The organism is Dechloromonas sp. HYN0024 (genome assembly GCF_003441615.1).
In the GTDB taxonomy this organism is placed as follows: domain Bacteria; phylum Pseudomonadota; class Gammaproteobacteria; order Burkholderiales; family Rhodocyclaceae; genus Azonexus.
The window spans coordinates 1766862-1778614 of sequence record NZ_CP031842.1 but is presented as its reverse complement, the minus strand read 5'-3'; the positions used below and the strand labels follow the sequence as shown (position 1 = coordinate 1778614).

Here is an 11753-nt window from a genome sequence, read left to right as displayed (position 1 = left end):
CATGGCACGCGTTGTTCATATCCACCCCGAATCACCGCAGCAGCGCCTGCTCGCCCAGGCTGCCGAGTTCATCCGCAACGGCGCCATCGTCGCCCTGCCGACGGACTCCTGTTATGCCCTGGGTTGCCATCTCGGCGACAAGGAAGCGCTGGATCGCATTCGCCAGATCCGCCAGATGGATGATCGCCACCACCTCACGTTGATGGTCCGCGATCTGTCCGAAATCGCCCATTTTGCCCGCGTCGACAACGCCCAGTACCGCTTGCTCAAGGCGACGACACCGGGCAGCTACACCTTCATTCTCGAAGGCTCGAAGGAATTGCCGCGCCGGGTCATGCACCCCAAGCGCAAGACCATCGGCCTGCGTGTGCCGGATCACCCGGTCGCGCTGGCCTTGCTTGAAGAACTGAATGAGCCCTTGCTGACGACGACCTTGCAATTGCCGGGTGACGAGTTCCCGCTGACCGAGGGCTGGGAAATCCAGGACCGTCTCGATGACCATCTCGAACTCATTCTCGACGGGGGCCATTGCGGCACCGAGCCGACGACGATCATCGACCTGACCGGTTCGACGCCCGAACTGGTGCGCGCCGGGCGTGGTCCGCTGGCACCCTTTGGCCTGGGCTGAGCGTCGATCGTGGATAGCCTGATCCAGACCATTGCTATTTCCGCCTTGCCGGTGATTTTTGCCATCACCCTGCACGAAGCGGCGCATGGTTATGCGGCTCGCCATTTTGGTGACCCAACGGCATTTCTGGCTGGGCGGATCACGCTCAATCCGTTGCGCCATATCGACCCGGTCGGCACCATTCTGATTCCGGCCATGATCCTGCTCTTTTCCGGCGGCTCCTTCCTGTTCGGTTACGCCAAGCCGGTGCCGGTCGATTTTGGCCGTCTACGTCACCCCAAGCGTGACATGCTGTGGGTGGCGGCGGCCGGCCCGGCAGTCAACCTGCTGATGGCTCTGGGCTGGGCGGCGCTCCTCAAGTTCGCCGTGACCGCACCGGAGAACCTCTATTCACTGCCGCTGGCCGAAATGAGCCGGGTTGGTGTGATGATCAATTGCGCCCTCATGGTGCTTAACCTGCTGCCTTTGCCGCCGCTTGACGGTGGGCGTATCGCGGTCAGCCTGCTGCCCTATTCGCTGGCCTGGAAATTTGCCCAGCTTGAGCGCTGGGGCTTCCCTATTTTGCTGGTCCTGCTGTTCACCGGTATCCTCGATGCCATCATGAATCCGCTGCTCGGTATGGCGATGCGGATAATCCGAGTCATTTTCAGTTTCTAATTAAAAAATATGTACGCAGAACGTGTTCTCTCCGGCATGCGCCCCACCGGGTCGCTCCATCTTGGCCACTACCACGGTGTTCTCAAAAACTGGATCAAGCTCCAGCACGAGTACCCCTGTTTGTTTTTCGTGGCTGACTGGCATGCGCTGACGACCCAGTACGACAGCCCGCAGGGCATTGAAAAGGCGTCGATGGACATGGTCGTCGACTGGCTGGCCGCCGGCGTAGATCCCAACCAGGCGACGCTGTTTGTCCAGTCGCGGGTGCCCGAGCATGCCGAACTGCACCTCCTGATGTCGATGATGACCCCGCTCAGCTGGCTGGAGCGCGTGCCGACCTACAAGGACCAGCAGGAAAAGCTGGCCGGCAAGGACCTGACCACCTACGGCTTTCTCGGCTATCCGCTGCTGATGAGCGCCGATATCCTGATCTACCGGGCCGACAAGGTGCCGGTCGGCGAAGACCAGATTCCCCACGTCGAATTCACCCGCGAACTGGCCCGCCGTTTCAACCACATGTACGGCCGCGAGCCGGGCTTCGAGGACAAGGCGCGCGAAGCCGTCAAGAAACTGGGCAGCAAGAAGGCGCGTCTCTATGAAGAGATGCGTACCCGCTTCCAGCAGAATGGCGACCGCGATGCTATCGAGCAGGCCAAGGCCGTGCTCGATGAAGTCCAGCACCTGTCGATGGCTGACCGCGAGCGCCTGTTCGGCTATCTCGAGGGGACCGGCAAGATGATTCTGGTCGAGCCGGGCTACCTGCTCACCGAAGCCTCCAAGATGCCGGGGCTGGATGGCCAGAAGATGTCGAAGTCGTACAACAACACCATCACCATGCGTGAATCCGAGGAGTCGGTCAGCAAGAAGGTGCGCAGCATGCCGACCGACCCGGCCCGCGTCCGCCGCACCGATGCCGGCGACCCGGCCAAGTGTCCGGTCTGGCAACTGCACCAGGTCTACTCCAACGACGCCTGCAAGGAATGGGTGCAAGCCGGTTGCCGCAGTGCCGGCATTGGCTGTATCGAATGCAAGCAGCCGGTGATCGACGCCATTCTGCGCGAACAGGCGCCGATGCGCGAACGCGCCCAGGTCTATCTGGACGATCCGACGCTGGTCAAGAACATCATCGCCGACGGCTGCGAAAAGGCCCGTGAATACGCCCGCGAAACCATGCGCGACGTGCGCGAGGCGATGGGGCTGGAATACCACTGATGTTCGACATGGACTGGGAAACGCTGATCTGGATCGGCATCGGCTTCGGTGGTCAGGCGCTGTTCATGATGCGTTTCGTCATCCAGTGGTGGAGCAGCGAAAAAGCCAAGATGGTCGTCATACCGGTCTCATTCTGGTATTTCAGCCTGGCCGGCGGCATCGTGCTCACCATTTACGCCATTCACCGCAAGGATCCGGTCTTCATCTTCGGGCAGGCGCTCAGCCTGATCATCTACGTCCGTAACCTGCATCTGCATTACAAGGGCAAGGGCCGCGCTGCGGCCTCCTGAGATGAACGCCGTGCTCGACGTGCCGGAAACGGCCCCAGCCGCATTGCTCTTCGATCCGGTCGCCCGCGTTTACGGGCAGCCCATCGAGCAGTTGCCGCTCGACCTCTACATCCCGCCCGATGCGCTGGCGGTGATGCTCGACGCCTTCGAGGGGCCGCTTGACCTGTTGCTGTACATGATCCGCCGGGCCAATATCGATATCCTCGATATTCCCATGGCGCCGCTCACCCGGCAGTATCTCGATTACGTCGAGGCGATGCGGGCCAGCAATCTCGAACTGGCGGCTGACTACCTGGTGATGGCTGCCATGCTCATCGAGATCAAGTCGCGCATGTTGTTGCCTCGGCCAAAGTTGGGCGAGGGCGACGATGCCGACGATCCGCGGGCAGAACTGGTACGCCGGCTGATGGAGTACGAGCAGATGAAGCTGGCCGGCCAGAATCTCAACGCGCTGCCGCAGGCCGAGCGCGAATTTTTCTGGGTCGAGACGCTGGTCGAGAAGTCGCTGCTGGTTCGTTTGCCGGAAGTCTCGGTCGATGACCTCAAGAACGCCTGGATGGCCGTCGTTCGTCAGGCCAACCTGAAGCAGCATCACAAGATCGGGCGTGAAGAGTTGTCAGTGCGCGAGCACATGGGCATCATCCTGCGCGCCTTGCAGGCGAAGGGCGGTTTCGTCCAGTTTGAAACACTGTTCGACCCGGACATGGGTGTCCCCGGACTGGTTGTTCATTTTATTGCCATGCTTGAACTGGGTCGCGAAAAGCTGATTGAAATCACCCAGACCGAGGCCTTTCAACCCATTTACATTCGAGTGCATCAAGGTGGAACCGAGCCAGGTCAAGAGAGTGCTTGAGGCTGCGCTGCTCGCTGCCCGCGAGCCGATGCCGCCGAGCGAGATGAAAAAGATGTTCGACGAGGAACTGTCGACCGATACCCTGCGCCGTCTTCTCGACGAACTGCGCGAGGAATGGGGTGAGCGGCCGGTCGAACTGATCCAGCTGGCTTCTGGCTGGCGTTTCCGGACGCGAGCTGAATATCTGCCGTATCTTGAACGCCTCAATCCCGAGCGACCGCCGAAATATTCGCGGGCGGTCCTCGAAACCCTTGCCATCATCGCCTATCGCCAGCCGGTGACGCGTGGTGATATTGAAGAAATCCGTGGCGTCGCGGTCAATACCAACGTCGTCAAAACCCTCGAAGAGCGCGGCTGGATCGACGTTGTCGGCCATCGCGAAACACCGGGCCGACCGGCCCTGTTTGCCACCACCAAGCAATTTCTCGATGATCTGGGACTGCGTAGCGTCAGCGAACTGCCGCCGCTTGAACAAATCGCCCAGACACTGGAGCTGAACCATGAAAACCAATAAACGTACCCCACTTCGTTCGAGCAGCAAGCCGGGCGGGCCGGAAAAACGGGCGCCGAGCACCGGCGGTCGCGGCCGTCAGGCCCCGCCCTCGGCCGAGCGCACGCTGCCGCCGCGTGGCCGCGCCCCGCGTGAAGACCACGACGAAGCGCCAGAAGTCGACGCCGTTGCCGAGGCGCCAAAGCCGCGTCGGCGCGCGGCGCTGCCGGCCACAGGTCGAGCCAGTCGCGGCAACATTGCGCGCAACGGCAAGGCAGTCGTTGAGGCCAAGCCGGAGCGCCTGCAGAAGATTCTCGCCCAGGCCGGCGTCGGTTCGCGCCGCGAAATGGAAGAGTGGATTTCGGCCGGCAAGGTTACGGTCAACGGCGTCGTCGCCACCATCGGCCAGTCCGTGGTACCGACCGACAAGGTCAAGATCGGCGGCCGCCTGATCAATATTCGTTTCACCGGCAGCACGCGCCCGCCGCGCGTCCTCATGTACCACAAGCCGGAAGGTGAAATTGTCTCGCGCGACGACCCGGATGGACGGCCCTCGGTGTTCGCGGCGCTGCCCCGCATGCGTGGTGGGCGCTGGATCAACGTTGGTCGACTCGACTTCAACACCTCTGGCCTGCTTATTTTCACGACTTCGGGTGATCTGGCCAACAAGCTCATGCACCCGAGTTCGGAACTGGTTCGCGAGTATGCCGTACGTGTCCTCGGCGAACTGACCCTCGAAGCGCAACAACAGTTGCTGCATGGCGTCGAACTTGAAGACGGCCGGGCCAATTTCGGCACCCTGCACGACGGTGGCGGCGAGGGCGCCAACCACTGGTATCGCGTCACCATCTTTGAAGGGCGTAACCGCGAGGTGCGTCGCATGTTCGAAGCGGTTGGCTGTACGGTCAGCCGCCTGATCCGTGTCCGCTATGGCCCGTTCATCCTGCCGCCGCAACTGAAACGAGGCATGGCGCGGGAGCTGAAAGAGGCAGAAATCAAAATGCTGATGCGCGACCTCGAAAACCATGCGGCAGCGCCCCGAAAAGGCCCTGAAAGCAAGTAAATCGATTGTCGGTGAGGAACAAATCCGTTATAATTCACGGGTTTGTTCCTCCTGCCATTTTTGGCAGGGCATCTTTTTTTCATAAGGTGGGCGTTTCGCCCATTTTTTATTTGTGGCTATGGATTTAAACGCACTGCTTGAAACGACGGTTGTCGGTCTGGGTTATGAACTCGTGGATGTCGAGATGTCGCCGCGTGGGCGCACGATTCGTGTGTTCATTGATGCGCCTGGCCGGGCTACGGGTATTGATGTCGAGGATTGCGCCAAAGTCTCGAATCAGCTGACCCGTGTTTTCGAAGTCGAGAACTTCGATTTCGACCGCCTTGAGATTTCTTCGCCGGGCCTCGATCGCGTCGTCAAGAAGGCTGAAGATTTTGCGCGCTTTGCCGGCCAGGAGATCCAGATCAAGCTGCGTATTCCGCATGGCGGTCGCCGTAACTTCCAGGGCGAACTCCTCGGCTGTACGGATGGAAAAGTTGGTCTGCGCCTTGAAAAAGATGCTGTGGAACTGGAATTCAATAATATCGAGAAGGCACGTCTGGTGCCTCGTTTCGACTGAAGGACTAGGAGGTTTTAGCCCATGAGCCGTGAAATATTGCTGCTGGTTGATGCACTCGCCCGCGAAAAGAATGTCGCCAAGGAAATCGTTTTTGGCGCCCTTGAGCTGGCCCTTGCGTCGGCCACCAAGAAGCGTATCCATGACGAAGCCGAAGTGCGCGTGTCGATCGACCGCAATACGGGTAGCTACGAGTCCTTCCGTCGCTGGCAGGTAGTCGCGGACAGCGAGTACGTCAACGAATACGTCGAAATTCCCCTGTCGGAAGCCCAGAAGGACGATCCGGAAATCGAGTTGGGCGATACCCTCGAAGAAGGTCTCGAGCCGATCGATTTCGGTCGCATTGGTGCCCAGGCGGCCAAGCAGGTCATCCTGCAAAAAATTCGCGATGCCGAGCGTGAGCAGATCCTGTCTGACTTCCTCGATCGCAAGGAACACGTCGTTTCCGGCACCATCAAGCGCATGGAGCGCGGCAACGCCATTGTCGAAGCCGGCAAGATCGAAGCCATGCTGCCGCGTGACCAGATGATCCCCAAGGAAAACCTGCGGGTCGGTGACCGCATCCGTGCCTTCCTGCTGCGTATCGATCGCAATGCCCGTGGTCCGCAGATCATCCTCTCGCGTACCGCGCCGGAATTCGTCATCAAGCTGTTCGACATGGAAGTCCCGGAAATCTCCGATGGCCTCATGGAATTGAAAGCCTGTGCCCGCGACCCCGGTCTGCGCGCCAAGATTGCTGTCAAGTCGAATGACCCGCGTGTCGATCCGATCGGTACCTGCGTCGGCCTGCGTGGTTCCCGCGTGACCGCCGTGCGCAATGAAATCGGTGGCGAAAACATCGATATCGTCCTGTGGTCGGCTGACCCCGCCCAGTTCGTGATCGGCGCCCTGTCGCCGGCTGAAGTGTCCTCCATCGTGGTCGATGAAGAAAAGCACGCCATGGACGTGGTGGTCGACGAAGACAACCTGGCTATCGCCATTGGCCGTAACGGCCAGAACGTTCGCCTGGCTTCCGAGCTGACCGGCTGGACGATCAACCTGATGACTCAGGACGAGTCGGCCAAGCGTTCCGAGGCCGAATATGCCGTGACCCGCATCACCTTCATGGAAAAGCTCGATATCGACGAAGAACTCGCCGATCTGCTGATCGAAGAAGGCTTCTCGTCACTGGAAGAAGTGGCCTATGTGCCGCTCGCCGAAATGCTGGAAATTGATGGTCTGGACGAGGGGATCGTCAATGAACTCCGCACCCGTGCCCGCAATGTTTTGCTGACGGAAGCGATTGCGACTGAAGAGAAGCTGGAAAATGTTTCCGAAGACCTGATGGGTCTTGAGGGGATGAGCAAGGAATTGGCCGCGAAACTGGCAGGTCACGACGTCAAGACCCGCGATGATCTCGCGGAGCTGGCGGTAGATGAATTGACGGAAATGACCGGCATCGACGACGAGCGTGCCAAGGAACTCATTCTGACGGCACGGGCTCACTGGTTCGAGTGAGCGGGAGGTAGCAAAGTATGTCCGCAACAACAGTTTCACAATTTGCCGTTGAACTCAAAATGCCGGTAACGGCCCTGCTCGAGCAATTGGGCAAGGCCGGTGTAGGCAAGGAGGGTGTCAACGATGCGCTGACCGATCAGGACAAGGCCAAGCTGCTCGATTATCTGCGCCGCGCGCATGGTGACGAGTCGAAAGCAAAGATCACCCTGACCCGCAAGCAGACCAGCGAGATCAAGGCGACCGATTCGCATGGCCGCGCCCGCACCGTTCAGGTTGAAGTCCGCAAGAAGCGCGTCCTGATGAAGCGTGAAATCGGCGAGCACGTGCCCGAGAACGAACTCGAAGCGCTTGAGCTGCAGCCTGAAGCGCCGGTGGTCGACGTGGTGCCGGAGCCAGTTCCCGAGCCGATCCCTGAGCCGGTGGTTGAAGTCATCCCGGAGCCGGTCGTCGAAGTTGCGCCGGTCGAAGTGCCGGTCGAGCCGGTTGCCGAACCGGTCGCTGAAGTCGTTGTTGAGAAGCCGGCTCCGGTTATTCTCGACCGTGCAGCCATCATTGGCGAGAAGGAACTCAAAGCCCGTGAGGTCGAGTCCCGTCGCTATACGACGCTGCGTGAAATCCAGGAGCGCGAGCTGCGCGAGAAGCAGGCGCGTGAGGCCGAACTGGTGCGCATGCGTCAGCAGGCTGAAGTAGCTGCCGCTGCTGCCAAGGTGGCTGAGCAGGCGAGGCTGGAAGCTGCTGCTGCCGCCAAGTCTGCGGCACCGACGGCGCCGGCCGCCGACAAGGGCACCCTGCACAAGAAGCCGGATGCACCGGGCAAGAAGGGTGACAAGGGTCGCACAGCCGACGACGGCAAAAAGAAGGGCGGCCTCAAGACGCGCGGTTCCGATGCCGGTACCGGCTGGAAGGACAACCGTCACGGCCACAAGAAATCGCACAAGGGCGACGACGGTCAGGGCAGCTTCCAGGCGCCGACCGAGCAGGTCGTCAAGGAAGTCCATATCCCCGAAACCATTTCGGTCTCCGATCTGGCCCACAAGATGGCCATCAAGGCCATCGAAATCATCAAGGTGATGATGAAGATGGGTTCGATGGTCACCATCAACCAGGTGCTCGACCAGGAAACGGCCATGATTGTGGTCGAAGAAATGGGGCACAAGGCGCTGGCCGCCAAGCTCGACGATCCGGATGCCTTCCTCGAAGAGTCGGTTGCGCACAAGGATGTGCCGCTGGAGCCGCGCGCCCCGGTGGTTACCGTCATGGGCCACGTCGACCACGGCAAGACCTCCTTGCTCGACTACATTCGTCGCGCCAAGGTAGCAGCGGGTGAAGCCGGCGGCATTACCCAGCACATTGGTGCCTACCACGTCGAAACCGACCGTGGCATGATTACCTTCCTCGATACCCCGGGTCACGAAGCCTTTACGGCCATGCGAGCCCGCGGTGCCAAGGCGACCGACATTGTCATTCTGGTCGTCGCAGCTGACGACGGCGTCATGCCGCAGACCAAGGAAGCTATCCACCACGCCAAGGCAGCAGGTGTGCCTCTGGTGGTCGCGGTCAACAAGATCGACAAGCCGGATGCCAATGCCGACCGCGTCAAGCAGGAACTGGTCGCCGAAGGCGTCATTCCTGAAGAATACGGCGGCGATTCGCCGTTCTGCCCGGTTTCTGCCAAGAAGGGCACCGGTATTGATGAGCTGCTTGAGCAGGTTCTGCTCCAGGCTGAAGTGCTTGAACTGACGGCGCAGAAGGACGCGCCGGCCAAGGGTCTGATCATCGAAGCCCGCCTCGACAAGGGGCGTGGTGCCGTGGCAACGATGCTCGTCCAGTCCGGTACGCTCAAGCGCGGCGATGTCGTGCTGGCCGGTCAGGTTTTCGGTCGCGTTCGTGCCATGCTCGATGAAAACGGCAAGGCCATCAACGAAGCGGGTCCGTCCATCCCGGTCGAAATCCTCGGTCTTTCCGATGTGCCGGCCGCAGGCGAAGAAGCCATCGTCCTCACCGATGAAAAGAAGGCGCGTGAAATTGCGCTCTTCCGTCAGGGCAAGTTCCGCGACGTCAAGCTGGCCAAGCAACAGGCCGCCAAACTTGAGAACATGTTCCAGCAGATGGAAGAGGGCGAGATCAAGACCCTGCCGCTCATCGTCAAGGCCGACGTGCAAGGTTCGCAGGAAGCCCTGGTGCAGACCCTGTCCAAGCTGTCGAACGAGGAAGTCCGCGTTCAGATCATCCACGGTGCGGTTGGCGCGATCAGCGAATCCGACGTCAATCTGGCCCAGGCTTCGGGTGCCGTCATCATCGGTTTCAACATCCGCGCCGATGCCGGTTCGCGCAAGCTGGCCGAAACCTTCGGTGTCGATATCCGTTACTACAACGTGATTTACGATGCGGTCGACGAGGTCAAGGCAGCGCTGTCCGGCATGCTGTCGCCTGAGAAGCGCGAGCAGGTTACCGGCATGGTCGAAATTCGCCAGGTCTTCCAGGTCTCCAAGGTTGGCGCCATCGCCGGCTGTTATGTGCTGGAAGGCTTCGTCAAGCGCAGTTCCCGCGTTCGTCTGCTGCGCAACCATGTGGTGCAGTGGGACGGCGAACTCGACTCGCTCAAGCGTTTCAAGGACGACGTCAAGGAAGTCCGTTCCAATTTCGAATGCGGTCTGTCGCTGCGCGGCAATAACGACATCCAGGTGGGCGACCAGCTGGAAGCGTACGAAATCCAGGAAGTGGCACGCACGCTGTAATGAAGAAAAAAGGATTTCAGCGTAGTGACCGGGTCGCGGAGCAGGTGCGCCGCGACCTTGCCGATCTGATTCGTACCGAATTGAAGGATCCGCGCGTTGGCATGATCAGCCTGACGGCTGTCGAACTGACGCCGGATTACGCCCATGCCAAGGTGTTTTTTGCCACCCTCAATTCCGAGCATCTGGAAGAGATCGAGCGTGGCCTCAAGCGGGCTTCGGGTTTCCTGCGGCGTGAACTGGGTCGGCGCATCCACATTCATACCCTGCCCGAACTGCACTTCATTTACGACAACTCCATCGAGCACGGCGCCAGCATGTCGCTCCTGATCGATCAGGCCAACGCCCTGAGCGATCTGACGCCGGAAGAGTAAGTACCCCATGCACGTCAAGAAGACCTGGAAACAGGTCGATGGGGTTTTACTGCTCGACAAACCCATCGGATTCACCTCGAACGACGCGCTGCAAAAGGCGCGTCGTCTGTTTTCAGCAGCCAAGGGCGGCCATACCGGCACCCTCGATCCGCTGGCGACCGGCCTCTTGCCGCTGTGTTTTGGTGAGGCCACCAAGTTCTCGGCTGATCTTCTCGATGCCGACAAGACCTATGAAGCCGTGCTCAAGTTGGGGGTTACCACCGACTCCGGAGACGCTGAGGGTAAGGTGACGGCGACGGCGCCAGTCAATGTCGCAAGAGCGGACATTGAGCGCGTTCTGCCGCAGTTCACTGGTCCGATCCAGCAGATTCCCCCCATGCATTCGGCCCTCAAGCGCGATGGCCGCCCACTTTACGAACTGGCCCGCCAGGGGATCGAAGTCGAGCGCGAGGCGAGGGCGGTGACCATCCATGCCATTGATCTGCTCGATTTTGCCGGGGATGGCGTGACCCTGCGTGTGGCGTGTAGCAAGGGGACCTATATTCGCGTACTGGCCGCCGACATTGGGGCCCAACTAGGCTGCGGTGCACACCTGACGGCCCTGCGCCGGACGCGGGTTGGCGATCTTGATCTCGATCGGGCGGTAACTCTGGCCGAACTCGAAGAACTGGACGAAGCCGGTCGCCTGGCCCATCTGCAACCGGTCGATGCCTTGTTGCACAGCTTGCCGCTGGTCGAGGTCGAAGGTGAAGCGGCACAGCGTTTCAGTCATGGCAATCCGGTCGAACTACCCGCCGGCCTGAGCGGAAAAATTCGCGTCTATGCCAATGGTCGCCTGATCGGTATCGGCGAACCGGGGGCCGGTGAGCGCCTGTGGCCCAAACGACTGGTGCAACTGGCTGATTAACTGATATAATCAGAGGCTTCCCGTCGCCAACGGGAAATTTTATCCACTGGCGCTGGCTCTATCAAACCGGGGCGGCGTCGTTTTCTTGAAAGAGAGTTTGAAATGGCATTCACTACCGAAACCAAAGCCGGCGTCGTCGCCGAATTCCAGCGCGCCCAGGGCGATACCGGTTCGCCGGAAGTCCAGATCGCTTTGCTGACCGCCCGCATCAACGATCTGACCCCGCACTTCAAAGAGCACAAGAAGGATCACCACTCGCGTCGTGGTCTGCTGCGCATGGTCAATCAGCGTCGCAAGCTGCTTGATTACCTCAAGGGCAAGAACGTTGATTCTTACCGCACCCTGATTACCCGCCTCGGTCTGCGCAAGTAATTTCTTCCGTCTCCGGACGAACCGTGACTTTGTCGACGTCGCCCTGCCGTGCTAAGGCACTGTCTGCGACCAGTCTTCGCGTCACGATTCACCCGGAAACCGAATAAGCGCGGTTGAAG

General features: G+C 60.2%; 13 protein-coding genes. All 13 read left to right on the top strand.

Features of this window, described 5'->3' with window-relative positions:
* Position 1: 1 nt before the first annotated feature.
* The 13 genes from HYN24_RS08625 (at position 2) to rpsO (ending at position 11634) form a co-directional block, all read left to right on the top strand.
* Positions 2-628: an L-threonylcarbamoyladenylate synthase gene (locus HYN24_RS08625; protein WP_117608865.1), complete on the top strand. Its 627-nt coding sequence runs from the start codon at positions 2-4 to the stop codon at positions 626-628.
* A gap of 9 nt (positions 629-637) precedes the next feature.
* Positions 638-1285, top strand: a complete 648-nt coding sequence (locus tag HYN24_RS08620) for a site-2 protease family protein (RefSeq protein WP_117608864.1) — start codon at positions 638-640, stop codon at positions 1283-1285.
* 9 nt (positions 1286-1294) lie between these two features.
* Positions 1295-2497 (top strand): tryptophan--tRNA ligase, encoded by a 1203-nt coding sequence (locus tag HYN24_RS08615; protein WP_117608863.1) that lies wholly within the window; start codon positions 1295-1297, stop codon positions 2495-2497.
* Positions 2497-2787: a lipid-A-disaccharide synthase N-terminal domain-containing protein gene (locus tag HYN24_RS08610; RefSeq protein ID WP_205421355.1), complete on the top strand. Its 291-nt coding sequence runs from the start codon at positions 2497-2499 to the stop codon at positions 2785-2787. The genes HYN24_RS08615 and HYN24_RS08610 overlap by 1 nt, the downstream gene beginning before the upstream one ends.
* A 1-nt stretch (position 2788) precedes the next feature.
* A complete protein-coding gene (locus HYN24_RS08605) occupies positions 2789-3640 on the top strand; it encodes a ScpA family protein (RefSeq protein ID WP_117608862.1) in 852 nt (283 codons plus the stop codon).
* 28 nt (positions 3641-3668) lie between these two features.
* Positions 3669-4154 (top strand): SMC-Scp complex subunit ScpB, encoded by a 486-nt coding sequence (gene scpB, locus HYN24_RS08600; protein ID WP_371413253.1) that lies wholly within the window; start codon positions 3669-3671, stop codon positions 4152-4154.
* Positions 4141-5193, top strand: coding sequence for a 23S rRNA pseudouridine(2605) synthase RluB (rluB, locus tag HYN24_RS08595; protein WP_117608860.1), 1053 nt, complete (start codon positions 4141-4143; stop codon positions 5191-5193). The genes scpB and rluB overlap by 14 nt, the downstream gene beginning before the upstream one ends.
* 118 nt (positions 5194-5311) lie before the next feature.
* Positions 5312-5752: a ribosome maturation factor RimP gene (gene rimP / locus HYN24_RS08590; protein WP_205421354.1), complete on the top strand. Its 441-nt coding sequence runs from the start codon at positions 5312-5314 to the stop codon at positions 5750-5752.
* A 21-nt stretch (positions 5753-5773) separates the two neighbouring features.
* A complete protein-coding gene (nusA, locus tag HYN24_RS08585; RefSeq protein ID WP_117608858.1) occupies positions 5774-7246 on the top strand; it encodes a transcription termination factor NusA in 1473 nt (490 codons plus the stop codon).
* A 17-nt stretch (positions 7247-7263) separates the two neighbouring features.
* On the top strand, positions 7264-9984 hold the full coding sequence (gene infB / locus HYN24_RS08580; protein WP_117608857.1) for a translation initiation factor IF-2: 2721 nt from the start codon (positions 7264-7266) through the stop codon (positions 9982-9984).
* Positions 9984-10355: a 30S ribosome-binding factor RbfA gene (gene rbfA / locus HYN24_RS08575; RefSeq protein WP_117608856.1), complete on the top strand. Its 372-nt coding sequence runs from the start codon at positions 9984-9986 to the stop codon at positions 10353-10355. Before infB ends, rbfA begins: the two co-directional genes overlap by 1 nt.
* A gap of 7 nt (positions 10356-10362) precedes the next feature.
* Positions 10363-11262 carry a tRNA pseudouridine(55) synthase TruB gene (gene truB, locus HYN24_RS08570; RefSeq protein WP_117608855.1) on the top strand — a complete coding sequence of 300 codons (900 nt, stop codon included), beginning with the start codon at positions 10363-10365 and terminating at the stop codon, positions 11260-11262.
* A 102-nt stretch (positions 11263-11364) separates the two neighbouring features.
* The gene (gene rpsO, locus HYN24_RS08565; RefSeq protein WP_117608854.1) at positions 11365-11634 is read left to right on the top strand and encodes a 30S ribosomal protein S15; all 270 of its coding nucleotides are present in this window, start codon (positions 11365-11367) and stop codon (positions 11632-11634) included.
* Positions 11635-11753: the final 119 nt, after the last annotated feature.

Coding starts and splice junctions, on each gene's coding strand:
- HYN24_RS08625 (WP_117608865.1), top strand. CDS start 2: ATGGCACGCGTTGTTCATATCCACCCCGAATCACCGCAGCAGCGCCTG.
- HYN24_RS08615 (WP_117608863.1), top strand. CDS start 1,295: ATGTACGCAGAACGTGTTCTCTCCGGCATGCGCCCCACCGGGTCGCTC.
- HYN24_RS08610 (WP_205421355.1), top strand. CDS start 2,497: ATGTTCGACATGGACTGGGAAACGCTGATCTGGATCGGCATCGGCTTC.
- HYN24_RS08605 (WP_117608862.1), top strand. CDS start 2,789: ATGAACGCCGTGCTCGACGTGCCGGAAACGGCCCCAGCCGCATTGCTC.
- scpB (WP_371413253.1), top strand. CDS start 3,669: ATGCCGCCGAGCGAGATGAAAAAGATGTTCGACGAGGAACTGTCGACC.
- rluB (WP_117608860.1), top strand. CDS start 4,141: ATGAAAACCAATAAACGTACCCCACTTCGTTCGAGCAGCAAGCCGGGC.
- rimP (WP_205421354.1), top strand. CDS start 5,312: ATGGATTTAAACGCACTGCTTGAAACGACGGTTGTCGGTCTGGGTTAT.
- nusA (WP_117608858.1), top strand. CDS start 5,774: ATGAGCCGTGAAATATTGCTGCTGGTTGATGCACTCGCCCGCGAAAAG.
- infB (WP_117608857.1), top strand. CDS start 7,264: ATGTCCGCAACAACAGTTTCACAATTTGCCGTTGAACTCAAAATGCCG.
- rbfA (WP_117608856.1), top strand. CDS start 9,984: ATGAAGAAAAAAGGATTTCAGCGTAGTGACCGGGTCGCGGAGCAGGTG.
- truB (WP_117608855.1), top strand. CDS start 10,363: ATGCACGTCAAGAAGACCTGGAAACAGGTCGATGGGGTTTTACTGCTC.
- rpsO (WP_117608854.1), top strand. CDS start 11,365: ATGGCATTCACTACCGAAACCAAAGCCGGCGTCGTCGCCGAATTCCAG.